General features: G+C 70.5%; 22 protein-coding genes. 15 read left to right on the top strand and 7 right to left on the bottom strand.

The window, feature by feature from the left end:
- Positions 1-150, bottom strand: a complete 150-nt coding sequence (locus ACFXP5_RS06515; protein WP_394543991.1) for a hypothetical protein — start codon at positions 148-150, stop codon at positions 1-3.
- A 578-nt stretch (positions 151-728) separates the two neighbouring features.
- On the opposite strand from ACFXP5_RS06515, the gene rplM reads away from it, so the two are divergent.
- Genes rplM through glmM form a run of 3 tightly spaced genes read left to right on the top strand, consistent with a single transcriptional unit; the run spans position 729 to position 3,051 of the window.
- Positions 729-1,175 carry a 50S ribosomal protein L13 gene (rplM, locus tag ACFXP5_RS06510; RefSeq protein WP_394529430.1) on the top strand — a complete coding sequence of 149 codons (447 nt, stop codon included), beginning with the start codon at positions 729-731 and terminating at the stop codon, positions 1,173-1,175.
- A 26-nt stretch (positions 1,176-1,201) separates the two neighbouring features.
- Complete coding sequence (gene rpsI / locus ACFXP5_RS06505; protein WP_394529429.1) at positions 1,202-1,678, top strand: 30S ribosomal protein S9; 477 nt, start codon at positions 1,202-1,204, stop codon at positions 1,676-1,678.
- Positions 1,679-1,692: 14 nt separating this feature from the next.
- Complete coding sequence (gene glmM / locus ACFXP5_RS06500; protein WP_394529428.1) at positions 1,693-3,051, top strand: phosphoglucosamine mutase; 1,359 nt, start codon at positions 1,693-1,695, stop codon at positions 3,049-3,051.
- A gap of 19 nt (positions 3,052-3,070) precedes the next feature.
- Here the strand turns inward: glmM and ACFXP5_RS06495 are convergent, their stop codons facing one another.
- Both ACFXP5_RS06495 and ACFXP5_RS06490 read right to left on the bottom strand, forming a co-directional pair.
- A complete protein-coding gene (locus tag ACFXP5_RS06495; RefSeq protein WP_394529427.1) occupies positions 3,071-3,880 on the bottom strand; it encodes a TetR/AcrR family transcriptional regulator in 810 nt (269 codons plus the stop codon).
- 266 nt (positions 3,881-4,146) lie between these two features.
- The gene (locus tag ACFXP5_RS06490) at positions 4,147-5,079 is read right to left on the bottom strand and encodes a Ppx/GppA phosphatase family protein (protein ID WP_394529426.1); all 933 of its coding nucleotides are present in this window, start codon (positions 5,077-5,079) and stop codon (positions 4,147-4,149) included.
- Positions 5,080-5,167: 88 nt separating this feature from the next.
- On the opposite strand from ACFXP5_RS06490, the gene coaA reads away from it, so the two are divergent.
- From coaA to ACFXP5_RS06475, 3 genes are all read left to right on the top strand, one after another.
- On the top strand, positions 5,168-6,118 hold the full coding sequence (coaA, locus tag ACFXP5_RS06485) for a type I pantothenate kinase (RefSeq protein WP_394529425.1): 951 nt from the start codon (positions 5,168-5,170) through the stop codon (positions 6,116-6,118).
- Positions 6,119-6,217: 99 nt separating this feature from the next.
- Complete coding sequence (locus ACFXP5_RS06480; RefSeq protein WP_394543990.1) at positions 6,218-6,877, top strand: GTP cyclohydrolase II; 660 nt, start codon at positions 6,218-6,220, stop codon at positions 6,875-6,877.
- Positions 6,874-7,362, top strand: a complete 489-nt coding sequence (locus ACFXP5_RS06475; RefSeq protein WP_394543988.1) for a MarR family winged helix-turn-helix transcriptional regulator — start codon at positions 6,874-6,876, stop codon at positions 7,360-7,362. The genes ACFXP5_RS06480 and ACFXP5_RS06475 overlap by 4 nt, the downstream gene beginning before the upstream one ends.
- A 22-nt stretch (positions 7,363-7,384) precedes the next feature.
- Here the strand turns inward: ACFXP5_RS06475 and ACFXP5_RS06470 are convergent, their stop codons facing one another.
- Positions 7,385-7,993: an acyltransferase gene (locus ACFXP5_RS06470; protein WP_394543987.1), complete on the bottom strand. Its 609-nt coding sequence runs from the start codon at positions 7,991-7,993 to the stop codon at positions 7,385-7,387.
- 155 nt (positions 7,994-8,148) lie between these two features.
- On the opposite strand from ACFXP5_RS06470, the gene ACFXP5_RS06465 reads away from it, so the two are divergent.
- From ACFXP5_RS06465 to ACFXP5_RS06425, 9 genes are read left to right on the top strand one after another with little or no spacing between them, the layout of a single operon-like run.
- The gene (locus ACFXP5_RS06465) at positions 8,149-13,098 is read left to right on the top strand and encodes a DUF4082 domain-containing protein (RefSeq protein WP_394543986.1); all 4,950 of its coding nucleotides are present in this window, start codon (positions 8,149-8,151) and stop codon (positions 13,096-13,098) included.
- A 35-nt stretch (positions 13,099-13,133) separates the two neighbouring features.
- On the top strand, positions 13,134-14,213 hold the full coding sequence (locus ACFXP5_RS06460; protein ID WP_394529420.1) for a Gfo/Idh/MocA family protein: 1,080 nt from the start codon (positions 13,134-13,136) through the stop codon (positions 14,211-14,213).
- Positions 14,210-15,238: a dTDP-glucose 4,6-dehydratase gene (locus ACFXP5_RS06455; protein ID WP_394543984.1), complete on the top strand. Its 1,029-nt coding sequence runs from the start codon at positions 14,210-14,212 to the stop codon at positions 15,236-15,238. Before ACFXP5_RS06460 ends, ACFXP5_RS06455 begins: the two co-directional genes overlap by 4 nt.
- Complete coding sequence (locus tag ACFXP5_RS06450) at positions 15,231-16,400, top strand: DegT/DnrJ/EryC1/StrS family aminotransferase (protein ID WP_394543983.1); 1,170 nt, start codon at positions 15,231-15,233, stop codon at positions 16,398-16,400. Before ACFXP5_RS06455 ends, ACFXP5_RS06450 begins: the two co-directional genes overlap by 8 nt.
- The gene (locus tag ACFXP5_RS06445) at positions 16,397-17,023 is read left to right on the top strand and encodes a NeuD/PglB/VioB family sugar acetyltransferase (RefSeq protein ID WP_394543981.1); all 627 of its coding nucleotides are present in this window, start codon (positions 16,397-16,399) and stop codon (positions 17,021-17,023) included. The genes ACFXP5_RS06450 and ACFXP5_RS06445 overlap by 4 nt, the downstream gene beginning before the upstream one ends.
- Positions 17,020-18,159 carry a DegT/DnrJ/EryC1/StrS family aminotransferase gene (locus ACFXP5_RS06440; protein WP_394543980.1) on the top strand — a complete coding sequence of 380 codons (1,140 nt, stop codon included), beginning with the start codon at positions 17,020-17,022 and terminating at the stop codon, positions 18,157-18,159. The genes ACFXP5_RS06445 and ACFXP5_RS06440 overlap by 4 nt, the downstream gene beginning before the upstream one ends.
- Positions 18,156-19,439: a glycosyltransferase family 4 protein gene (locus tag ACFXP5_RS06435; protein ID WP_394543979.1), complete on the top strand. Its 1,284-nt coding sequence runs from the start codon at positions 18,156-18,158 to the stop codon at positions 19,437-19,439. Before ACFXP5_RS06440 ends, ACFXP5_RS06435 begins: the two co-directional genes overlap by 4 nt.
- Entirely contained in the window at positions 19,436-20,938 is a 1,503-nt protein-coding gene (locus ACFXP5_RS06430) for a lipopolysaccharide biosynthesis protein (RefSeq protein ID WP_394543978.1), read from the top strand. The genes ACFXP5_RS06435 and ACFXP5_RS06430 overlap by 4 nt, the downstream gene beginning before the upstream one ends.
- A gap of 2 nt (positions 20,939-20,940) precedes the next feature.
- Entirely contained in the window at positions 20,941-21,975 is a 1,035-nt protein-coding gene (locus ACFXP5_RS06425; RefSeq protein ID WP_394543977.1) for a glycosyltransferase family 2 protein, read from the top strand.
- A gap of 9 nt (positions 21,976-21,984) precedes the next feature.
- Here ACFXP5_RS06425 and ACFXP5_RS06420 read toward each other — a convergent pair whose 3' ends face one another.
- The 3 genes from ACFXP5_RS06420 to ACFXP5_RS06410 are packed head-to-tail and all read right to left on the bottom strand — an operon-like array spanning position 21,985 to position 25,217.
- On the bottom strand, positions 21,985-23,100 hold the full coding sequence (locus tag ACFXP5_RS06420; protein ID WP_394543976.1) for a glycosyltransferase family 2 protein: 1,116 nt from the start codon (positions 23,098-23,100) through the stop codon (positions 21,985-21,987).
- Positions 23,097-24,335 carry a rhamnosyltransferase WsaF family glycosyltransferase gene (locus ACFXP5_RS06415; RefSeq protein WP_394543975.1) on the bottom strand — a complete coding sequence of 413 codons (1,239 nt, stop codon included), beginning with the start codon at positions 24,333-24,335 and terminating at the stop codon, positions 23,097-23,099. Before ACFXP5_RS06415 ends, ACFXP5_RS06420 begins: the two co-directional genes overlap by 4 nt.
- Before the next feature lie 57 nt (positions 24,336-24,392).
- Positions 24,393-25,217 (bottom strand): chain-length determining protein, encoded by an 825-nt coding sequence (locus ACFXP5_RS06410; protein WP_394543974.1) that lies wholly within the window; start codon positions 25,215-25,217, stop codon positions 24,393-24,395.
- Between the last annotated feature and the right edge of the window lie 8 nt (positions 25,218-25,225).

Raw genomic sequence — 25,225 nt, 5'->3', positions numbered from 1 at the left:
TCAGAGCAGTCCGCGGGTCCCTTCCTCGAGGTCGTCGCTCTCCTCGAGGGCGCGGATCTCCTCTTCGTCGAGCTCGATCCGGACGGGCTCGGCGTCGGACGGTGCGCTCGACGCGCTGTTCTCGTCGGCCGGCGTGATGCGGTCTGACATGACGGTCCTTTCGTCGGTGTGGTTAACAGCGAAGCGGGCGGCGACGATCGCGGTACCGGGGTTGACAGCGAGCGGCACCCCGCCCGGCCGGTGGGGGCTCGTCAAGGCCCTTGGCGGGGGAGCCCGTGAAGCGCACCCTGGAAGCACCCCGGAACGAGCGGAGCGACGATGAGGTCAGCAGGAGACGACGGCATGGGCGAAAGCCGGGCCGGAGGCGGCGGGGCGAGCGGTCGAGGGCAGAGCCGTTCGACGCGGCCGATCGAGATCCCTCACCTCCCTCCGATCTCACCGCCCCGGGCCAAGAAGCCTGCTGGTCACGCGGAGCGGGCTGCCGGCGGGCGCGGTCGAGCAGGGTCGGACGGACGGGAGTCGGGCGCCGCGCGCTGAGCACGCGCGGTTTGGATGCGAGCCCGCAATGACGTAGTCTGAATCTTTGGTGCTTCCGCCTGTCGGAGCCCATCGCGAACGTGAGCCCTCCACCGGCCTGTTTCCGATCTCGATCCGTTCGAGATCAACGGGAACGACCACCGGAGCGGGATTCACGAACCTCTCCGTTCGATCAAGAAAGCAGTACTCCTGTGACGCGCACATTTACCCCCAAGGCTGGCGAAATCCAGCGCGAGTGGCTTGTCATCGACGCAACCGACGTCGTGCTCGGCCGCCTCGCCTCCCACGCTGCCGTGCTTCTTCGCGGCAAGCACAAGGCGACCTTCGCCAACCACATGGACAGCGGCGACTTCGTCATCATCATCAACGCCGAGAAGGTGGCCCTCACCGGTCAGAAGCTCGAGAAGAAGATGGCCTACCGTCACTCCGGCTACCCGGGCGGCCTCAAGAAGGTCTCCTACGGCGAGCTCATGGAGAAGAACCCCGTCCGCGCGGTCGAGAAGGCCATCCGCGGCATGCTCCCGAAGAACAGCCTGGGTGCCCAGCAGCTGACGAAGCTCAAGGTGTACCGCGGTGCTGAGCACCCCCACGGCGCACAGCAGCCCAAGACGTACACCTTCGACCAGGTCGCCCAGTAGGCGCGAGAGATTTAGAGGACAGAATCGTGTCGGACATCGACCCCACCAACTACTCCACCGAGACCCCGCTCGACCAGACGGTCGCGGCCGCCGAGAACGTTCGCCCCGTGCTGAGCGTTCCGGGTGCCGCTGTCGGTCGTCGTAAGCAGGCCATCGCCCGCGTGCGTCTGGTTCCCGGCTCGGGCACCATCACGGTCAACGGCCGGACGCTCGAGGAGTACTTCCCCAACAAGCTGCACCAGCAGCTCATCAACGACCCGTTCACGGTGCTCAACCTCGCCGACTCGTACGACGTGATCGCGCGCATCTCCGGTGGTGGCCCCTCGGGCCAGGCCGGCGCGCTGCGTCTCGGAATCGCCCGTTCGCTGAACGGGATCGACGAGGAGAACAACCGCGCGACCCTGAAGAAGGCCGGCTTCCTCTCCCGTGACGCTCGCGTCAAGGAGCGTAAGAAGGCTGGACTCAAGAAGGCCCGTAAGGCGCCTCAGTACTCGAAGCGCTGAGTTCGGCTCCCGTCATGCCGCTTTTCGGCACCGACGGGGTGCGGGGGCTGGCCAACGGCGCCCTCACCGCCGATCTTGCACTTCACCTGGCCCAGGCGACTGCCGTCGTCCTGGGCCAGGGCCGTTCCGCCGAGGCTCGTCGCGCCCAGGGGAAGCGCCCGACCGCTGTCGTGGCGCGCGATCCACGCGTGTCGGGGGAGTTCCTCTCGGCCGCCGTCGCCGCGGGCCTGGCCTCATCCGGCGTGGACGTGCTCGACGCGGGCGTGCTGCCGACCCCGGCCGCAGCGTTCCTCATCGCTGACATCGACGCCGACTTCGGCGTCATGGTGTCCGCCTCGCACAACCCGGCACCCGACAACGGCATCAAGATCTTCGCCCGCGGGGGAGTGAAGCTCCCCGACGCGGTCGAACAGCGGATCGAGGACCACCTCGGCGCCGAGAAGCTGCAGCCCACGGGCGCGGGCGTCGGGCGCATCCGCGTGTTCGCCGACGCGGAGGATCGCTACGTCGTCCACCTGCTGGGCTCGCTGCCGCATCCCCTCGACGGCATCCACGTCGTGCTCGACTGCGCGCACGGTGCGGCCTCGGGGGTGTCGCCGGAGACGTTCAAGGACGCCGGTGCCACGGTCACCGTGATCGGCGCAGATCCCGACGGATTGAACATCAATGACGGCGTCGGCTCGACGTACCTCGACCACCTCGCCGAGGTCGTCGTGCGCCTGGGCGCCGACGTGGGCATCGCGCACGACGGTGACGCCGATCGGTGCCTCGCCGTCGACGCGCAGGGCAACCACATCGACGGCGACCAGATCATGGCGATCCTCGCCGTTGCGATGAAGGAGCGGGGCGCGCTCGCGCACGACACCCTCGTCGCCACCGTGATGAGCAACCTCGGCTTGCACCGGGCCATGGCCGACCACGGCATCCGCGTGCTGCAGACCGGGGTCGGCGACCGCTACGTGCTCGAAGCGATGAACGAGGGGAAGTACTCCCTCGGTGGCGAGCAGTCGGGTCACGTCATCATGAGTGCCCACGCCACGACCGGCGACGGTCTGCTCACCGGGCTGCACCTCGTCGCCGAGATGGCGCGCCAGGGCAAGACGATCGCGGAACTGGCGTCGATCATGACGGTCTACCCGCAGGTGCTCGTCAACGTGCGCGGTGTCGATCGCGCCGGCGTGAAGGCCGACGAAGAAGTGCAGCGCGCGGTTGCCGAGGTGACCGCGGAGCTGGGCGACACCGGGCGCGTGCTGCTGCGCGCCTCGGGCACCGAGCCGCTCGTGCGGGTCATGGTGGAGGCCGCGGACGAAGCATCCGCTCGCGACGCTGCCGACCGACTGGCCGCCGTCGTGCGGGAGCGGCTCGCTCTCTGAGCGGCTGCTTTCCGAGCCGTTACTCGACGGCGACCGTGAGGCCGTCGACGACGGCGAGGTAGGCCAGCGCGGCGAGCGTCCACTCGACGGGTTCGCCGTCGATGCCCGGGGCGATCACGATCTCGTGGGCGGCAGGCGATCCCATGCGGCGCCGGCTGACGACGCCCTCCACGATGGAGGCTCCCGCCGTGACGACCTGGTGCCACTGCACACCGTCGCGGGGGGCACGGCCGAGTCTCGCGAAGGAGACGCTGTAGAACTCCGTCATCGCCTCGGTGAACTGCGCCTCGGCTGCCCGCAATGCTTCTGCCACGCGTTCCCGGCGGGCCGGCGGGAGGCTCGGCAGCGAGGCCGCAAGCGCGAGGAAGGTCTGCCACTCGGCCGATTCGGCGGTCTCTTCGACGTTCTGCCGCAGCGTCACGCGGATCGCCTCGCGCAGTACCGCGTAGGCGCCGTCCGGGTCGCGCGATCCGTCGGCACGGGTCACTCGGTCGCCGTAGCGCTCGAGCACCTGCTCCGCCACGGCGACGGTCGCGGGGGAGAAGCCCACCGGATCTCCTGCCGGCGGGCGCAGCAGCTGCACCATCAGCTCGGTGACGAGTTCTTCCTTACCGCCGAACGCCGCGAAGGCGGAGCTGCGGGGAACTCCCACCCGCCGGATGAGCTCTTCCATGTTCAGGTGGTACAGGCTCACGGTCACACCCGCCTCGGCCAGGAGGGTGGCACCCGCGCTCAGCACACGCTCGCGCAGCTCGGCCTTCGAGAGCCGACGCGCACGGGGGTTCTGGACTGTGAGTCCAGAGTCTTGTGATGCGGCGGGGTCTGTCATAAAGTCGAGGGTACCGACGGGATGCCGTTACGTGCTCCGGACACGGATACGCGTCAACCGGGGGGTCGTCGGTAATCTGCACCGCGCACCCGAGAGCCCTGTGGGGGGACACTCCTCTCGGGTGCGCGGGCCTTTCTGCTGCCTACTGAACGAGCCGAGTCCGGCGAGTCCGCGAGGAGTTTCGGCCGGGAAGAGGAGTTTCCGGGCGGGATTCTCCTCCGCTCGGCCGAATGTCCTCCGGCCGCGGCGTCGAGCGGCGGGCGAGGTCAGTCGAGGGCGAGCGACTCGATGTAGCGGAGGAGCACGCCCTCGCGGAGTGCCCAGGGCGAGACCTCGAGCTCGTCGACGTCCATCGCCTTCATCGCTTCGTGCAACACGACCGCTCCGGCGACGATCTGGAACGTGCGGTCGGCGGTGATGCCGGGCAGCTCCTGGCGGGCGAGAGCGGGGATGCGCGCGAGCCGCGGCACCCAGTCCTTGAGCGCCGCCCGCGGCAGCACCATGCGCTCGATCCCCGACCAGCCCGGCACGGGGTAGCCGGCCAGCTTCGCGAGCGAGCGGATCGCCTTCGACGAGCCCGCGACGTGCTCGGGGGTCGGCAGCGCGGCGAAGCGTCGAGAGACGGGGGCGAGAACGGATGCTGCGTGCTCACGCAGGGCTTCGACGTCGGCCTCGCCCGGGGGATCGCCGGGAAGGAACTCCAGGGTCATGCGTCCTGCGCCGAGCTGCAACGACTCGGCGAGATCGGGCAGCTCGTCGCCGCCGCCGGCGATCTCGAGCGAGCCGCCGCCGATGTCGAAGAGAAGGATCTGGCCGGCCGACCACCCGAACCAGCGTCGGACGGCGAGGAAGGTGAAACGCGCCTCGGTCTGGCCGTCGAGCACCTGCAGCGGCTGGCCGAGGGCCGCCTCCACCCGGGCGATGACGTCCTCGCCGTTCGTGGCCTCGCGAACGGCGGACGTCGCGGTCGCGAGCAGCTCGTCGACCCCCTCCGCGCGCGCCGTGGCGCGGGCGCGGGTGACGGCATCGACCAGAGCCACGACACCCTCCTCGGCGATCGCACCGTCGGGCGTCAGGTAGCGCATGAGCCGCAGCACGGTGCGCTCGCTCGTGCGCGCGGTGGGGCGCCCTCCCGCGCGCGCGTTCGCGACGAGGAGGTGGACGGTGTTGGAACCGATGTCGAGAACCCCGAGTCGCACCCTCTGACCCTAACGAACGCCGGCCCGCACCGTCGGCGCGGGCCTAACGAACGCCGGCCCGCACCGTCGGCGCGGGTAGCATGGCGGGGTGCCCGCCGAGACCGCAGCGACCGCGTCGTCGCTGAGCCCCTACCGCGAGATCGACCGGGCGGAGTGGGCCCGGATGGCGGCCGGCATGCCGCAGCCGCTCACCGAGACCGAGGTCGTGCAGCTGCGCGGAATCGGGGACCGCCTCGACCTGCGCGAGGTGCGCGAGGTCTATCTGCCACTCAGCCGGCTGCTGAGCCTTTACGCGATGTCGACGCGGCGTCTGGGAGCGGCGACCAGTGAGTTCCTCGGAGAGGCCGACACCACCACCCCGTTCGTCATCGGCGTCGCCGGCTCCGTGGCCGTGGGCAAGTCCACCGTCGCTCGTCTTCTGCGCGAACTGATGAGCCGCTGGGCGGACACCCCGCGGGTCGAGCTCGTGACGACCGACGGCTTCCTGTACTCCAACGCCGAACTCGAGCGTCGCGGGATCATGCACCGCAAGGGTTTTCCCGAGTCCTACGACCGGCGCGCGCTCGTCGACTTCGTCCGTCGGGTCAAGAGCGGGGCCGAGTCGGCGCAGGCCCCGTTCTACTCCCACATGCGCTACGACATCATGCCCGACGCGCACGTGACGGTGCACCGCCCCGACGTCGTGATCATCGAGGGCCTCAACGTGCTGCAGCCGCCGCCGGCTCCGAACGACGTCGCGGTGAGCGACCTGTTCGACTTCTCGATCTACGTCGACGCCGCGACGCCCGACATCGAGTCCTGGTACGTCGACCGCTTCCTCGCGCTGCGCGAAGGCGCGTTCGCCGATCCCAACTCGTACTTCCGGGTCTTCGCCGAGCTGAGTGACGAGGATGCTGTCGCCACGGCGCTCAAGTACTGGAACGAGATCAACCTGCCCAACCTCGAGGAGAACGTGCTCCCGACCCGGCACCGCGCCACCCTCGTGCTCGAGAAGGCGGCCGACCACGCCGTGGAGCGCGTGCTGCTGCGGAAGGTCTGACCCGGGCTCGCGGTCGCCCGACCGACTCCGGCGGCAGAGGGGGCGGAGAATCCGGTCGAAGGCGGGAATACCGCCGGGGCTTCTCGCCTTGGAACCGATGTGGTTGAACTTTCACATATCTCGATCCCCGCGGCCGTGCGCACCCAGGTCAGCGTGCCGCTGCACTTCTCCGACGGCTACCGGACGACCGCCGACGTCCACACGTTCGACGGCCTCGTCGACGGCAAGGAGCACCTGTTGCTCGGCCTCGGCGACTGGCGCGGAGCGCTGGAGCGTGCCCGCCAGGGCGGCCCGGCGCCGCTCGTCCGCCCTCACAGCGAGTGCTTGACCGGCGACGTGTTCGGCTCGGAGCGCTGCGATTGCGGTCCTCAGCTGCGCGAGGCCGTCGAGCGCATCGCTGAGACCGGCGGGTTCCTGCTGTACCTCCGCCAGGAGGGTCGGGGCATCGGCCTCTACGCCAAGCTCGACGCCTACGCGCTGCAGGACAGCGGGCTCGACACCTACGAGGCCAACGTCGCGCTCGGGCGCGGCGAGGACGAGCGGGACTACAGCGCGGCGGCCCAGATGCTGCGCGCGGTGGGGGCCGACAGCATCCGTCTGCTCAGCAACAACCCCGACAAGGCGACGCAGCTGGAGGCGCTCGGGGTGCGCGTGACCGAGAAGGTGTCGACCGGCGTGCACCTCTCGCCCTCGAACGCTCGCTACCTCACCGCGAAGCGCGATCACACCGCGCACACGATCGAGTTGCCGGCCGCATGAGCGAGGCGATGACGGATGCTACGACCCGGCCCGCGCGCCGGCTCACCGACGCGGAGATGTCGGTGTGGCTGCCGCTGATCCGGGTGGTTCAGCTGCTTCCGCAGGCGCTGGACCGCACGCTCCGAGAGGAGAGCGGCATCAACCACGCGCATTACGCGATCCTCGTCACGCTCGCGCGCTCGAAGGAAGCTGCGGTGACGATGGGGGAGCTCGCGCAGATCGCCGGGCTCAGCCGCTCCCGTCTGAGCCACGCGATCGACGCCCTCGCCGCGCGCGGTTGGGTGCGGCGCAGCGCGTGCGCTGTCGACAAGCGTTCCGCCCGTCCGGTACTGACCGACGAGGGGTGGGAGGTGCTGCGCGCCGCCGCTCCCGCGCACGTGGCGCAGATCCGCGAGTTGATCCTCGATCGCCTCGACGAGAGCGAACTCGAGCAGCTCGCCGCCATCGCGAACAAGCTGCTGCCCGAGGTCGAACGCGCGCTGTGACCGCCCGGGTCGGCCCCGGGGCTCAGCCGGCCGGGGAGAGCGCGAGCTCGCCGTCGGCCTCGACGTAGCGGTCGCCGGTGACGGGGCAGACCCACGCCCCGCCCTCGGCGACGAGCGGGCGGCCGGCACGACCCACCCACCCCACGCGCCGCGCGGGAACCCCGACCACGAGGGCGTACGCGGGCACGTCCTTGGTCACGACCGCGCCGGCGGCGACCAGCGCCCAGGCGCCGATCCGCACCGGCGCCACGCACACCGCTCGCGCTCCGATCGAAGCTCCGCGCTCGATCGTGACGCCGACGGCGTGCCAGTCGTCCGCGCTCTTCGCGGTGCCGTCGACGTTGATCGCGCGCGGGAACTCGTCGTTCGTGAGCACGGCGGCGGGCCCGATGAACACCCCGTCGCCGAGATCGGCCGGCTCGTACACGAGCGCGTAGTTCTGCACTTTGCAGGCGTCGCCGAGGCGGACGCCCGGCCCGATGTAGGCGCCGCGTCCGATCGTGCAATCGGCTCCCAGCCGCGCGTTCTCGCGGATCTGGGCGAGATGCCAGACCGTCGATCCCGGCCCTACCACCGCCGAGCCGTCGACATCGGCCGAGCCTTCGATACGGGCGCTTCGTGTGTCGGTCATGTCGTCCCCCCGAACGCAATGGTCAGATTCGCTGTTGCCCAGCGTGGCGATAACGCTATACTCCCCACGGGGATACCGGGAGCTGTGCGCTGTGGGAGTGCACATCAAGCCGAGGGTATGCAAAACCCGCTGGGGCGGGAGTCCGAAGCGCTGTCATGGCGTATCGGGCGGTCTGGGGAAAAATGGGGAACGGGTTCTTTGCTGTCCCGTCGCAAGCAGGACAGCACACGCCGACGCTACGCGCGTTCGGGCTGATCGGTCTGATCGCCCTCGTCGTGTCGATGGCGGTCGCGGTCACGCCGGCGTCACGCGCCGACGCTGCCAGCGCCTGCGGTGACGTCAATCCCGTCGTGTGCGAGAACCGCGAACAGGGCACCGACCCCGCGGTGTGGGACATCGAGGGCGCCGGTGACGCTTCCATCCAGGGCTTCGCGACCGACATCAGCGTCAACGCGGGTCAGCGGATCGACTTCAAGATCGACACGGATGCTGCGGACTACTCGATCGAGATCTACCGCACCGGGTGGTACCAGGGCCTGGGGGCCCGGAAGATCACCGACGTCGAGCCGTCCGCCGTGCTTCCGCAGGTCCAGGACGAGTGCCTCTCGGATGCGGCGACCGAGCTGTACGACTGCGGAACGTGGGACGTCTCAGCATCCTGGGACGTTCCTGCCGCAGCCGTCTCGGGCGTCTACTTCGCCCGTCTGAAGCGCGCCGACACCGGCGGCGCCAGCCACGTCATGTTCATCGTGCGCCGGGACGGCAATACCTCCGACGTGCTGTTCCAGACCTCCGACCCGACCTGGCACGCCTACAACACGTACGGCGGATCGGACTTCTACCAAGGCGCCGACAACGGGCGCGCGTACAAGATCAGCTACAACCGTCCGTTCGCCACCCGGGGGGGAGTGGAGAAGCGGGACTTCTACTTCAGCTCCGAGTTCGCCACGGTCCGGTTCCTCGAGCGCAACGGCTACGACACGAGCTACATCGCCGGCGTCGACACCGACCGGCGAGGCGGCGAGCTGCTGAACCACGAGGTCTTCCTCTCGGTCGGTCACGACGAGTACTGGTCGGCCGGGCAGCGCAAGAACATCGAAGCCGCCCGTGACGCCGGCGTCGACATGCAGTTCCTCACCGGCAACGAGGCGTACTGGCACACGCGCTACGAACCGTCGACGGTCGGGGAACGCGCCGACAACCGCACCCTGGTGTCGTACAAAGAGACCTGGGGCGACTCGAAGCACCCCGACGGCGCCAAGATCGACACCTCGAGCGCGGAGTGGACCGGAACCTGGCGCGACCCGCGTTTCGCCGACGCATCGAAGGGCGGACACTCGCCCGAGAATGCCGTGACGGGCACCATGTACATGGTCAACGACGTCGATCTGCCGGTCACCGTGACCGCTGCCGAGGGAGACCTACGGCTGTGGCGCAACACGGGTCTCGACCAACTCGCGGCCGGACAGTCAGCGAAACTCGCCGCCCACACCGTGGGCTACGAGTCGAACGAGGACATCGACAACGGGTTCCGTCCGGACGGCCTGATCCGCCTGTCCACGACGAAGGGCGCGGTCGATCAGTACCTCATCGATCACGGCAACGACGTCGTCAAGGGCGAAACCACCCACCACCTCACGCTCTACAAAGCGGCCAGCGGTGCGCTGGTGTTCTCCGCGGCCAGCGTGCAGTGGGGCTGGGGTCTGGATGAGACCCACGACGGCAACGGTGCGCCCGCTGATCCGCGGATGCAGCAGGCCGAGGTCAACCTTCTGGCCGATATGGGCGCGCAACCGCAGACGCTGATGGACGGCCTCGTGGCGGCGGAGGCGAGCGACGACGATGTCGCACCGACCGTCGCGATCACCTCGCCCGCCGCCGGAGCGACGCTGACCCACGGTTCGACGACCACGGTGACGGGCACGGCGGCCGACGTGGGCGGCGTGGTCGCCGGCATCGAGGTCTCCACCGACGGCGGCGCGCGCTGGCACCCCGCCGAGGGGACGACGTCGTGGTCGTACTCCTACGCTCCCCAGGGCTTCGCCCAGGCGACGATCAAGGTGCGGGCGATCGACGACAGCCTCAACATGACGCCGACCGCGGCGTCGCTCGCGGTGTCGATCGCCGGTCCGTACACGGTCTTCGGCGATGAGGTCCCGCCGGTCGCCTCCGTTCCGGACGCCGATCCGTTCGAGGTCGGACTGCGCTTCACCCCCGAGATCGACGGTTTCGTGACGGGCGTGCGCTTCTACAAGGGAGCCGCCAACACCGGGACGCACACCGGCTCGCTGTGGGATGCGGCGGGCGCGCGACTCGCCCAGGTCACCTTCGGCAACGAGACGTCCACGGGGTGGCAGACCGCTTACTTCTCCGCGGCCGTCCCCGTGACGGGCGGTTCGACCTACACCGTGTCGTACACGGCCCCGGTCGGCGGCTACGCGGTGCAGCAGTGGTATTGGCCGTACCAGTCCTCCGCCTCCACTCCGCTGAGCGTGACGAACGCGGTCGGCACGGCCACGGCAGGGGTGTACGGCGTCGCCGGCACCCGTCCGACGCTGGCCTGGAACGAGAGCAACTACTTCGTCGACGCCGTCTTCACCGCGACCGACGTCTCGCCGCTGCGCATCACGACGCGGACGCCCGGGGCAGGGGTGTCGAGCGTCGACCTCGGCGCAGCGGTGACAGCATCCTTCTCCCGTTCCGCCGATCCGGCGACGGTATCCCTCACGGTGCGCGCGCCATCCGGGACCGCGGTGGCAGGCACCGTGGCGTACGACGCGCCGACCAAGACCGCCCGCTTCACTCCCTCCGCGCCACTGGCACCCAGCACGCTCTATTCCGTGACGGTCGCCGCGAAAGACGGCGCGGGGGTGCCGCTCGCCGATGACGGCTGGTCGTTCACGACCCGGGCCGCCGACCGCGCCGAGGGCGAGTGCCCGTGCAGCCTGTACAACGAGAGCCGCACGCCGATGGAGGCCTCGGCCGCCGACACCGACCGCGTCACCGTCGGCGTCTCGTTCACGCCGGACAAGGACGGCACGATCACCGCGGTGCGGTTCTACAAGGGCACCGCGAACCCCGGTCCTCACACGGCGACGCTCTGGAACGCCGCCTCGCAGTCCGTCGCGACCGCTGACTTCTCGGCGGAGTCGGCGGGCGGTTGGCAGACCGCCGTCTTCACCACGCCCGTCGCGGTGCAAGCCGGGCAGCGCTACACCGCCTCGTACCTCGCGCCGCAGGGCGGCTACAGCGTGACCCCCTCGGCCTACGCGACGTCGTACCGACGGGGTCCGCTCTCGGTCGCGGCCAACGGGGGCGTCTACACCTACGCGGGCGGTTTCCCCGCTGAACCGTCGACCTCCGACTACGGCGTCGACGTCGTCTTCCAGCCGACGCCGAGCGCCGCACCCGTCGTGGCGGGGCTGAGCCCGACAGACGGGGCGGTCGACGTCGCGCCCGCCGCCACGACGAGCGCGACCTTCACCGCGCCCGTGCGCAGCGGCTTCGTGGGCACGGTCACAGCCAACGGTGCAAGCGTTGCAGGATCGTGGACGCGATCCACGGACGGACGCATCCTCACCTTCGCGCCGACCGCGGCGTACGCCTCCGGGGCTGCCGTCACGGTACGCCTCACGGGGCTCGCCTCCGCCGACGGGGTGGCGGCGCCCGATGTGTCGTGGTCGTTCACGGTCTCGGGTCGCGTCGAACCGGCCACTCTGCTCGGCACGACGGTGCCCCAGATCACGACCACCACGAGCGGCGGCGCGGTGGAGCTCGGCATGGCCTTCTCCTCCTCGGTCGCCGGCTCCGTCACGGGCATCCGCTACTACCGGGCCAGCGGCGACACCGGAACGCACACCGGATCGTTGTGGGATGCTGCGGGCCGACGACTCGCCCAAGTGACCCTTCCCTCCGGCTCGAGCGCCGGATGGCAGCGGGCCTCGCTGAGCCAACCGGTCGTGCTGACTCCGGGGGCGAGCTACACGGTCTCCTACTTCTCGAGCAGCGGAGGCTACGCCTACACGGAGCAGGGTTTCGCCGCGCCGGTCTCGCGCGGGCCGCTGACCGCTGCGTCTCCGCAGAACGGTCGGTACCTCTACGGGAACGGCGGAAAGGTGCCGACGGGGGTGTGGAAGTCGACCAACTACTTCGCCGACGTCGAGTTCACTCCCGCTGCCGCGGCGACGGCGTCGCCCACGCCGACGCCGACGCGGACACCGACGGCAACGCCAACTCCGACACCGACGCCGACACGGACGCCGACGGCAACGCCGACGCCGACACCGACGCGGACACCGACGGCAACGCCGACGCCCACGCCGACACCGACGCGGACACCGACGGCAACGCCGACGCCCACGCCGACACCGACACGGACACCGACGGCAACGCCGACGCCGACTCCGACATCGACGGCGACGCCGACTCCGACACCGACGCCAACGCTGACTCCGACTCCGACACCCACGCCGACACCCACGCCGACACCGACGGCAACGCCCACTCCGACGCCGACACCCACGCCGACGGCGGACGTGCGGTCGATCTTCGGTACCGCCCTCCCGACCGACTCGGTGCAGGAGACGGCCCCGGTGGAACTGGGGACGGCGTTCACGGTGACCAAGCAGGCGACGGCCACGGCGATCCGGTTCTACAAGAGCCCGACGAACACGGGCACCCACCGCGCAACACTGTGGGGCCGCAACGGCGCGCAATTGGCCCGCCTGAACTTCGTCAATGAGACGGCATCCGGATGGCAGCGCGTGCAGCTGAGCACGCCGGTCGTCCTCGAGCCGGGGATCACCTACGTCGTGTCGTATCTCTCGCCCACGGGCCGGTATTCCGCGACGAACGACTACTTCGCGCAGGAGCGCGTCTCGGGATCGCTCGTGGCGCCGGCCGGCGACAACGGACGGTACCGCTACGCCTCGGCCGGCGGCTACCCGACGGGCTCGTGGCGGTCTTCGGCGTACTTCGTCGATATCGAGGTCTCGTTCCCGCCGACGGCGTCGGCGCTGAGACAGGACGTGCCCGCCGCAACGGCGCAGGCCATGAACGCCGGGCGCGCGAAGCGCGTTCGACGACACTTCCGAGGAACCGCCTGACGGTTCGTCGAAGTCCGGAGCAACACCACTGGGGGATGGGGATATCCGTGAAAGACAGAAAGAACATTGCGGTCGTGGGGGCCGGATATTGGGGGCCGAATCTGGCGCGCAACTTCCGCGCGAGTGACGAGTGGAATCTCGCCGCGGTCTGCGACCTCGACATCGACCGGGCGCGCCAGGTCGCGGAGTCGGTGGGAGGGGCGCCGGTCACAAGCGACCTGAACGAGATCTGGAGCGATCCGCTCATCGACGCCGTCGCGATCGCGACGCCGGCGCGCACGCACCACCCGATCGTGATGGCCGCGCTGGACGCGGGCAAACACGTCATCGTCGAGAAGCCGCTGGCCGACAACCACCGCGCCGGAACCGAGATGGTCACGCGGGCCCGCGAGCGCGGGCTCGTGCTGATGGCCGATCACACCTACTGCTACACGCCCGCGGTGCTGAAGATCCGCGAGCTCATCGCCGACGGGTTCCTCGGCGACATCCTGTTCGTCGACAGCGTGCGCATCAACCTGGGCCTCATTCAGCCCGACGTCGATGTGTTCTGGGATCTCGCGCCGCACGACCTGTCGATCATGGACTTCGTCCTCCCCGGCGGGCTCGACGTCACGAGCGTGTCGGCGCACGGCGCCGATCCGCTCGGCACCGGACGCGCCTGCGTCGGATACCTCGCCATGCCGCTCTCCGGTGGGGCGATGGCGCACGTGCACGTCAATTGGCTCAGCCCGACGAAGATCCGCCAGATGGTCATCGGCGGCACGAAGCGCACCCTCGTCTGGGACGACCTCAACCCGCAGCAGCGGGTCAGCGTCTACGACCGGGGCGTCGACATCGCGCAGGTGTCGCAGGAGTCCGCGGCCGACGCGCGCGCCGCGCGCGTCTCGTATCGGCTCGGCGACACCTGGGCTCCGGCGCTCGCCGAGGGCGAGGCGCTCGCCGGGGTCGCGGCCGAATTCGCCGCCGCGATCCGCGAGGGGCGGTCGGCCCGCACCAGCGGCGAAGCCGGGCTCAGGGTTCTCTCCGTGCTCGAGGCCGCAGCATCCAGTACCGCCGACCACGGCATGCCGAAACCACTCGGCGAATCACTCACCACACTGCAGGGGGCAGCATGAGCACCATCGACGGCACACGGATCCTCGTCACGGGAGGCGCCGGGTTCATCGGCAGCCACCTCGTCGACGAACTGTTGCGGCGCGACCCGATCTCGATCGTGGTGCTGGACAACCTCGCGACCGGCTCCCGCGAGAACCTCGCCGACGCGCTCGCCGACCCGCGCGTGCGCCTCGTCGAAGCCGATGCGCGCGAGACGGACGTTCTCGACGTGTTGCTCGAGGAGGTCGACGTCGTCTTCCACCTCGCGTGCCTGGGCGTGCGTCACAGCCTGCACGAGCCGCGCGAGAACCACGACGTGAACGCGACCATGACCCTCGAGCTGCTGGAGCGGTCCCGCGCAGCGGGCATCAGCCGCTTCATCCACGTCAGCTCGAGCGAGGTCTACGGCTCCGCGCAGTACGCCCCGATGGATGAGGGTCACCCGACGTTCCCCGAGACGGTCTACGGCGGAGCGAAGCTGGCCGGCGAGGCCTACGCCCGGGCGGCCTTCCGCACGCACGCGTTCCCGGTGACCGTGGTTCGCCCTTTCAACGCCTACGGTCCGCGCAGCCACTTCGAGGGCGACAGCGGCGAAGTGCTGCCGCGCACGATCGTGCGGGTGCTCGGAGGCGAACCCCCGCTCGTGTACGGAGACGGCGCTCAGTCGCGCGACTTCACCCACGTCACCGACACCGCCCGCGGCATCATCGCCCTCGCCGAGAGCGACGCGGCGATCGGTCGCACCGTGAACATCGGCTCGGGTGCCGACGTGACGATCTCCGAACTCGCCCGCATCGTGCTGGAGGCCGCCGGGCGCACCGATCTCGAACCGGTGCACCTCGAGCAGCGTCCCGGCGATGTGCGCCGGCTGCTGGCCGATTCAACGCTGATGAGCGCGCTGACCGGTTTCGAGCCCCGGGTGAGCTTCGAGGACGGCGTGGCCGAGCTGTACCGCCTCTTCCGCGACAGTGCGGCACCGGCGGCCGACATGCTGGCCCAGGTCGAGGACCGTAACTGGATCGTCGGGAGCGCCGCGCATGTCTGACACCGTCGAGCGCCCGGTGCGCACCCGCATCAACGTGATGGAGCCGTGGCTCGGTCAGGAGGAGGCCGACGCGGTCGCCGCCACCATCGCCAGCGGCTGGGTAGCGCAGGGTCCCAAGGTCGCGGAGTTCGAACGCGCCTTCGCGGCCGTGACCGAGACGCCGTTCGCGGTGGCCACCAGCAGCTGCACGAGTGCGCTGCATCTCGCCCTCATCGTGGCCGGCATCGGCCGGGGCGACGAGGTCATCGTGCCGTCGTTCTCGTTCGTCGCCACGACCAGCGTCGTCCGCCACGCGGGGGCGGAGCCCGTCTTCGCCGACGTCGATCCCCTCAGCGGCAACCTGACTCCGGATACCGTGGCCGCCGCGATCACCCCGCGCACCCGCGCCGTGATCGCGGTGGATCAGGCGGGTGTTCCGGTCGACATCCTCAGCCTCCGCGCCGTGACCGATCCGCTGAACATCGTCGTGATCGAGGATGCTGCCTGCGGTGCGGGTGCCACGCTCCGGGGGCGCCCGACCGGTCATGCCGCCGAGATCTCGGCGTGGTCGTTCCACCCGCGCAAAGTGCTCACCACGGGCGAGGGAGGGATGCTCACCACCGGTAACGAGGCGTGGGCCGCTCGCGCCCGGCGCTTGCGCGAACACGCGATGAGCGTGTCGGCGGCCGATCGCCACCGCGCGGTGCTGGCGGCTCCGGAGGAGTACGGCGAGGTCGGCTACAACTACCGCATGACCGACCTGCAGGCCGCGGTCGGCATCGTGCAGCTGCAGAAGCTGCCCGCGATCGTGGCCCGTCGGCGCGCGCTCGCCGCGGTGTATCAGCGCGCGCTCGCAGACGTCGCCGGGCTGCGGACGGTCACCGATCCGGAACACGGCACGGGCAGCTACCAGTCCTTCTGGGTGGAGGTGGATGCTTCGTATCCGCTCGACCGGGACGGCCTGCTGCTCGCGCTCGCCGACGCCGACATCTCGGCGCGGCGGGGCATCATGGCTTCTCACCGTCAGCCGCCCTATCGGGATCTCGCCGCGCCGGGGTCGTTGCCGGTCACCGAGCGCCTGACCGATCGCACCCTCATCCTCCCGCTCTTCCACACCATGAGCGCGGGAGATCAGGAGCGGGTCATCGCCGTGCTGCGCGACCCGCTCGGCATCCCCGTATGAGTGCGGGGGTGCTGCTCGTGGGGGCGAGCGGGCTCGCCCGTGAGGTGATCGCGAGCGGTATGGCGGGAATCATCGGCATCCTCGACGATGACGAGGGGCTGCGAGACACCGAGATGGGCGGGGTGACGGTCGTCGGGCCGATCGCGCAGGCGGCCGCTCGTGAGGAGAGCCTGCTGGTCTGCGTCGGAGCCGGCGTCGGCCGGCGGCGTATCGTGCGCCGACTCGCGTCGGCAGGGGTGCGCGACACCCGGTACGCGACGTTCGTCTCGGACGGCGCGCGCATCGGGTCGACCAGCGTGATCGGGGCGGGCAGCATCGTGCTCGACGGCACCGTCGTCACCGCCGACGTGTCGATCGGGCGTCACGTGGTGATCATGCCGAACTGCACGATCACGCACGACGACGTGCTCGAGGACTACACGACCTTGGCCGCGGGCGTCGCGCTCGCCGGTGGTGTGCGCACGCGGCAGGCGGCGTACCTCGGCATGAACGCCGCGGTGCGCCAAGGAGTGGCGGTCGGTTCGGCCGCGGTCATCGGGATGGGAGCCGCTGTGCTCAACGACGTCCCGGACGGACAGACGTGGGCCGGAGTGCCGGCCCGTCGAATAGGGGGAGCAGCATGACGCAATCGGTTCCGTTCATCGATCTCTCCGCCCAGCAGGCGGAGATCCTCGACGAGGTGATCCCCGTGTGGCGGGAGCAGTTCCGCACCGCCGCCTTCATCGGCGGACCCGAGGTGGACACCTTCGAGAACGAATACGCGCGGTACATCGGCGTCGACCACGTCATCGGCGTCTCCAACGGCACCGATGCGCTGGAGCTGGCATACCGGGCGGTCGGGGTCGGTCCGGGTGACGAAGTGATCATGCCCGTCAACACCTTCATCGCCACGGCAGAGGCCGTGTCGCGGATCGGCGCGACCCCCGTGTTCGTCGACGTCGACGACGAGTACCTGCTCGTCGACCCGGCGGCCGTCGAGGCGGCGATCACCCCGCGCACGCGGGCGATCGTGGCGGTGCACCTCTTCGGACAGACCGCTCCGATGGACGAGCTCGTTCCCCTCGCGGCACGGTACGGCATCCCGCTGGTGGAGGATGCCGCGCAGGCGCAGGGTGCGTCCTCGACGGTGGGGCGGGCGGGCGCGATCGGCAGGGTCGCGGCGACGAGCTTCTACCCGGGGAAGAACCTCGGCGCGGCCGGCGACGCCGGCGCGGTGATGACCGACGACCCCGCGATCGCGGAGGCGGTCCGGGTGACGGCGGCCCACGGCAGCGCGGTGAAGTACGTCCACGACCGGGTCGGGATGAACGCGCGCTTGGATGCTGTGCAGGCGGCGACCTTGCGCGCGAAACTGCGGCGTCTCGACACCTGGAACGCGGCTCGCCGCGCGCTCGCCGCGCGCTACGCCGAACTGCTCGACAGTGTCGACGACGTGCGCACCCCATCGGTGCGCCCGGGCAACGTCGATGCGTGGCACCTCTACGTGATCCGTGTGCACGAGCGCAACCGGATCCTCGCCGAGCTGAGCGCGGCCGGGATCGGCGCGGGCATCCACTACCCGACGCCGCTGCACCTCACCGAGGCCTACGCGCATCTGGGATATCGCCGCGGCCAGTTCCCCGTCGCGGAGGCGGCGGCCGACAGCATCCTCTCGCTGCCGATGTTCCCGCACCTCACCGCAGGGCAGCAGGACCGCGTCGTACAGGTGCTCACCCGGACGGTGGCCCTCGAGCCCCTCGGCGCCGGATATCGGTCGTGACCGTCGCGGTGGGCACCCCCACGGCGACCGTGACCGGGCAGTCCTCCCCGGTGCGGCCGCTGCGGGTGCTGGTGGCCCCGCACCATTCCGAGATCGGCGGCAGCCAGCTCAGCGCCCTCGAGCTGGCCGGGGCGCTGAGCCGTCGCCCCGGGGTGGAGGTGTCGCTCTACCTGCCCGACGGAGAGATCGTCGAGCGTGCCCGCTCGCTCGACGTGGAACTGCACCTCACCACGGTGCGGGAATCGGCGCCCTCGCCGGCGCGCATCCGCGAGGTGGGTCATCTCGCTCGGCGCCTCGAAGTCGACCTCGTCCACGCCTATGAGTGGGCACCCACGATCGACGCCGCGTACGGTGCAGCGTGGCGCCACGGGATCCCGGTGCTCTCGACGATCCTCTCGATGGACTATCCCTACTTCCTTCCCCCCACGATCCCCGTGATCATGGGCACCCGGGCGCTGTACGAGCAGGCTGTCGAGGAGCGGAGGCCCGCCTACCTGCTCGAGCCGCCCATCGACACCGAGCTGTTCGACGCCGCGGCCGTCGCGCCGGAGGACGTGGCGCTCGCGCGTGCGGAGTGCGGCGCGGACGCGTCCGCGGTGCTGATCGTCGTCGTCGGCCGCTTGGCCGCTCGGCTCAAGCTGGAGGGTCTCCTGACCCTCGCCGCAGCCGCGGGCGTGCTGGCGGAGGAAGCCCCTGTGCAGCTGGCGATCGTCGGCGACGGTCCCGCTCGAGCCGAGGTCGCCGCGGCCGCGGCCGAAGCCAACCGGGTGGCCGGACGCGAAGTGGTGCGCCTGTTCGGCAACCGCTCCGACCCGCGCGCCTTCTACCTCGCGGCCGACGTCGTCGTGGGCATGGGCAGCTCGGCGCTGCGCGCCCTGGCGTTGGGGCGGCCCGTCGTCGTGCAGGGTGAGGGCGGATTCTGGTCCGTGGCCGACGAGACGAGCGCCGCCCACTTCGATCAGCACGGCTGGTTCGGCGTCGGCGACGGCGTCGACGCGCTCGGGCGGTGCCTCACGGAACTCCGTCGCGTGATCCACGCGACGCCGGCGCACCGCGCGGCATCCGGGAGCTTCGGGCGCGCGATCGTCGAACGCGGTTACAGCCTCCGGGCAGCGGCGGAAATGCTCGAGGACATCTATCGCGATGTCGCGGCAGCATCCCCCACCGCCCGCCAACGCTGGAGGGATGCGACGGCGCAATCGTGGGAGTTGGCCAAGTTCCGCACCGTCCGCCGACTGCAGCGGATGCACCTGCGCTCAGGAGCCGAGGCGCCATCATGAGCGGGGCGGAGACGGAAGGCCTCGCCGGCCCGGCCGCGCGCGGATTGCTGTGGACGACGGCCCAGAAATGGGTCGGGCGCATCAGCGCCCTCGTCACGATCCTCGTGCTCGCGCGTTTGCTCACGCCGGAGCAGTTCGGCCTCGTCGCCGTGGCGCTCGCCGTCATCCCCGCGGTCTACCTCCTCGCCGACCTCGGATTCTCGACCTACCTCGTGCAGGCGGAGAATCCGACGGAGCGGGCGTACAGCACCGCGTTCTGGTACTCCACGACCGCCGGACTCTTGCTCGCGGCGGGCCTCTGGCTGGTCGGCCCGCTCATGGAGATGATCGTCGGTGCGCCGGGAGTGGCTGCTGTGCTGGCGGGGCTGTCGCCCGCCGTGCTCGTCGTCGCGCTGGGGGCGGTTCCGACGGCGCGGCTCCGGCGCGAAATGCGCTTCCGCACGCTCGCCATCCAGGGTTTCCTTGCGGCGGTGGCAGGGCAGATCGTCGCGGTCGTGATGGCCGTGACCGGCTTCGGGGTCTGGGCGCTCGTGGCCCAGACCGTGGTCATGCAACTCGTCGCGTCCGCGCTGGCATGGTCGTTCGCGCGCTGGCGTCCGCGGTGGGTGTTCGACACGGCCGACTTCGCCGGCATGATCCGCTACGGCAGCAGCGTGGTCGCCACCGAGCTCATCGCGCTGAGCCGGTTGTGGGCGGAGAACGCCATCGTCGCCGCCACGCTCGGACTCGCGGGTCTCGGCTACCTGAACGTCGCGCAGCGACTCATCGTGACGGCGCAAGAGCTCTCGGCCTCCGCGATCACCCCCGTCACCACGGTCGTGTTCGCCCAGATCCGGGCCCACGCGCCGCGGCTGGCCTCGGGGTACGTTCGGGCTCAGGGCATGATCTCGGGCATCGTCATCCCGCTCATGGTGTTCATCACGGTCGGAGCGGTGCATCTCATCCCGCTGCTCTTCGGCGACCAGTGGGGAGCGAGTGTGCTGCCCGCGCAGGCGCTCGCCGTCGCGGGCATCCTCACCGTGGGAGCCTCCCTCGACCAGGGATTGTTCTACGGCGTCGGAAGGCCCGGACGGTGGCTGGCGTACGCGCTCGTCATCGACCTCGTCACGGTGGCCGCTACCTTCGCCCTGGCGCCGTTCGGTCTCGCCGCCGTCGCGTGGGGTTTCGCTGCGGTCGCCTTCCTCGCCACGTGCGTGCGCATCCCGATGGTGAGCGCCCTGCTGCTCATCCCGGTGCGCCCCCTCGCGGAGCAGTTCGGCCGGGTGCTGCTGCTCGCCGCGGTCGTCGCGCTCGCCGGCCTCGCTGCGGCCACGGCCGTGCAGACCTGGCCGCCGATCCTCGCGCTGCTCGTGATCGGTGTGGCGATCGTCGGCGGTTGGTTGCTGGTGCTGCGCTGGGTGCTCCCGGGTGCCGCTTCCGAACTCGGGCGTTACGGTCACAAGCTGGGAGCACGACTCGGGTGGGGCACGAGCGGCGCGCGTCGGTGGGGGATCTCGTGAGGATGGTCGGCGGCCGCATCGTGCAGCCGGGCGCAACGGATGCGAGGCGCCGCCCCCGGGTGTCGGTCGTGATCCCCTGCTACAACTACGCGCGCTACCTCCCCGCGGCCGTGGCGTCAGCGCTCGATCAGAGGAACGTCGACGTGGACGTGGTCATCGTGGACGATGCATCGACGGATGACAGTCACGAGGTCGCCGCCGCGCTGGCCGACCGCGAGCCCCGCATCCGCGTCGTCCGCCACGCGCGCAACGCGGGTCACGTCGAGACCTCGAACGAGGCGCTGAGCCTCGCCACGGGGGAGTACGTCGTGAAGCTGGACGCCGACGACATGCTCGCGCCCGGGGCGCTGGCGCGCTCCACGGCGCTCATGCAGACCTTCCCCGGGGTCGTCTTCGTCTACGGGAAGCCGGTCGCCTTCCAGGATGACCCTCCCGGTTTCTCGGACGCCGCCGCGTCGAGCTGGACCGTCTGGAGCGGCGAGCGATGGACGGCACGATTGCTGCGCCGCGGTCGCAACGTGATCATGCAGCCCGAAGTGACCGTGCGCCGGGACGCGGTCGAGGCGAGCGGCGGCTACCGGACGCAACTGCGGTGGGCGGAGGACTACAACTGGTGGATGCGTCTGGCCGCTCTCGGCGATGTCGGCCGGGTCAACGGGGTGCCGCAGGGGTTCTACCGGGTGCACGGCGAGAGTTTCCAGCGGTCGGCCGATGATCTCGAACTGTCCGACCTCCGCGCCCGCGTCGAGGCGACGGAGCTGTTCCTGTCCGAGGATGCGGTTCGGGATCCCTGGCCGCGGGTGGCTCGCACAGCCCTGCTCAAGGATGCGCGGCGGATGACGGCCCGAGCGCGCGAACGCCCCGACGGCGGCGACGCAGCCGCCCGTGAGTTCGCCCTGATCGCCGGCCGGCTGGAGAGCGAACTGGGGGAGCGTCGCGTGCGTGGCCTCTCCGCCAGCTCCGGTCCGTGGGGGAGCGCGTACCGCAACCTCGAGGCGAGACTGGCCTGGCGCCGCTGGGCGAAGTGGGGCATGTGACCCGCAGGGTCACCGCTGCCCCGCGTCGGAGTGGAAAACTCCGTGACGGTGCCACCGCCGGATGCGGATCTCGTTCGCCAGGCGACGACCGGCGGCCCGCGCCAGCTGCCACGGGCGCGGCGCGGCGCCTGCGCCGCGGGCTTCCGCGCGGACGCGCGCGATCTCGGCCGCACCGGCGCGGGAGTCGGCACCCCATTCCTCCGCCAGCGCGCGGAGGCGCGCGGCACGCTCCGCGTCCACCTTTCCGTGGTCGTACATGTGCGTGATGCGGGTGCGCGCTTCGTCGGCGAGCGCGCGATCGGCGAGCTGACGCAGCTCCGCGGTTCCCACCACCCGCCCCTCGGACCACGCGAAGAGGGTCTCGAAGGCGTCCCGACGATCTCGGAGGTCGCCCGTGCTCGCGTCGATGGATTGCGACAGGCTGCGGGCATGCTCGCGGTGCCACGCCTGGTCCGCTCCCTCGATGTAGGCGACGTCGGACACGGCGGCGATCCGCAGCCACATCTCCATGTCGTGGGTGTGCGGGAGGGGGCGCTGGCCGCCCACGACGTCGACCACCGAGCGGCGCATGAGCACCTCGGGTGAGGTGATGACGTTGACCCCGGTACGGCACCGCTCGCGCAGCCAGGTTCGTCCCTGCCAGATCGTCCATCGCCGCGGCGTTTCGCGCGCCTCCGGCGGGGTGGGCCCCGAGAAATGCAGGGGGTGGCCGTACACCAGGCCGACCGAGGGATGCGTCTCGGCGAGCGCCGTCGACCGTTCCAGCGAGCCGGGGGTGAGGAGGTCGTCGGCGTCGAGGCGCACGAGATAGTCCCCCCGGGCGAGGGCGAGGCCATCGTTGAACGTGTCGACCGGGCCCGCATTGAGCGCGTGCCGTAGGAGACGGACGCGAGGATCGCGGCGGGCGAGCTCTGCCACGATCGCTGCGCTGTCATCGGTCGAGGCGTCGTCGACCACGATGACGTCGACCTCGACGCCCGTCTGGGTCAGTGCGCTCCCGATGGCGGCGGCGACGTAATCGGCATAGTTGTAGCAGGGCACGATCACGCTCACGGTGGGCCGCGTCACGAGATGCCGGGGAGTCTCGCGTCGTCGCGCGGGGAGGGCCGTGTCGAGCACCGTCATGTCCGCGACCCGCCGGCGAGGGACGGTACGGCGCCGCGGGTCGCCGTGCCGTGGATCGCCGTGCCGGGGATCTCCGTGCGGATGATGTCGGCGAGGCTTCCCCCCGTCTCCTCCCACGACCCGGTCGTCACGCTGGCCGCCACGGCCCGTGCGTGATCGTCGCGACTCCGCCGCGACACGGTCTCGGAGAGGGCGCCCGCGATCGCCATCGGCGTGGCCGGGCTCCAGGCGGCATACTCGTTCGTCAGATCGGCGCGCGATAACGGCGAGTCGTTGACCACTGGCACCACTCCCGCGGCCAGCATCTCCTCGGCGACGAGGGAGATGTTCGTGAACGACAGGGCGATTCCGGCCACGACGCGGTTGTACAGGCGATTCAGCTCGTCGGGGCGGAGGCTGCCGTGCATCGTCACCGGAAACGGCAGCGCCGCCGGGGTGTCGCCGTAGACGTGGATGGGCTCGTCGGGGTGCAGGCGGTGGAAGTGCTCGAGGGCGAGCACGGCGAGGCGGAATCCCCGCCGGTCGTTGCCCTGCTTGGCGTAGAAGATCACCCCGGCTCGCGGCTCCGCGCTCGGCAGCGGATGGTAGACGGCCGTGTCGCAACCGAAGGGAACGGTGTGCGCGTCGACACCGAGCTCGTCATGCAGCCGGCCGGCGACCATCTCGCCCAGCGCCACGGTCGACAATCCGAGCCGGTAGCTGTCCTCGGCGAGGGCGTACTCGCTGCCGCGGGGTGAGAAGTACGGCTCGAAATCCTGCGCGAAGTACAGGACTGCTTGCCCGGGCACCCGGCGGCGGGCGGCGACGTGCGCGGTCTGCCACGACGATGCCACGACCGCGTCGAATCCCGAGAGGTCGCTGCCGACGCCCTCGATGTCGCACTCCAGCCACGGCCAGGATTCCCGCACGACCCGCACATTGCGTTCATGGTCGCCGTTGTGGCGGTCGTAGAACAGCAGCGTGTTACGCAGTCCGCGGGAGCGAGCAGCGGCCATCATCCGGAAGAGGGTGGTGTGTCCCCCCGATCCGGCTCCCGGCGGAACGACGAGCCACCCCACGCGCGGTTCTGCGCCGGCCGTCAGGCGCCGTGGCTCACCGCGCTGCACCATCGTCGGGTCCTGCGAGTCCGCGATGTCGCGGGGGAGAAGGGGAAAGTCGAGCGAGGCCGCATCGACGCGATCGGCGAGACGCCGCGCGAGGTGCTGCACGATCTGACGCGGCGTCTTACCGGTCACTCTCCGCCACGGTCCGGACATGAGCATGAGGCCTGTGCTTTCGGGGTACGGCGCGCTCTAGGCGCGCAAGGACTCCGCTGCCGCGGACGAGGAGGAGTGAGCGGACACGGGCAGCGGGCGTGGGCCCTTGGGTCGGGGACGCGGGCGAGCTCGATCCGCGGTGGCCGTGGGTGGGAAAGCCGCCCACTCGGCGCCGACCTCGGAGCCGACCTCGCCGTCGTCGGCCGGTGCGGTGCGCGCGGCTCTCTTCGCCCGGCGGCTGTCGGTCCAGGTACCGAGCGAGATCGCGCCGAACACCAGCACCACTCCGCAGATCCCGACGATCACGACGGTGCGGACGCGGCTCGAGAGCTTCTCCGTCGCCCGGTCGGGGGCGGAGACGAGGATCGGGGTGAAGAGGTAGCGGTCGTCGGCACCGTTGACCTGTTGGATCTCGCGCAGGTTCTCATCGAAGCGCACGCCGAGCTCGGCCAGTGTGGCCAGAGCCAGATCCGGGCTGGTCGCACTCGCGTTGATCGCCACCACGAGCCCCGAACCGCCGACCCCCGGCGCGGCCTCGTAATCGGTGCTGAGCCCCAGCTCCGCCAGCTGGTCGGCCGTCTCGGGGGCATTCAGACGCGTCATCACGACGCTTCCCACCAGCGTGGGATCGCTCGAGCGGAGGTAGGGGTTGTCGGAGTTGAGCTCCTTCAGTGCGGGATCGGCACGCAGCTCATCGTCGGTGGGAACCTGCGGGTTCGCCACGGCGTAGGAGAGCGTCGCCTCGTACTCCCGCGGCCCCTCGCTGTACACGTAGACCGCGGCTCCCACCGCGATCGCGATCGCGGGGAGAGCGAACCATTTCTGGCGCCAGATGGTGCGGATGACTGCAAGTGGGTCCATGGTCGTGA

The sequence above is a fragment of the Microbacterium hanjuni genome, from assembly GCF_043556395.1.
GTDB lineage: Bacteria > Actinomycetota > Actinomycetes > Actinomycetales > Microbacteriaceae > Microbacterium.
Note: the sequence above shows the minus strand (reverse complement) of the source record. Positions and strands in the feature narration are given on the sequence as shown.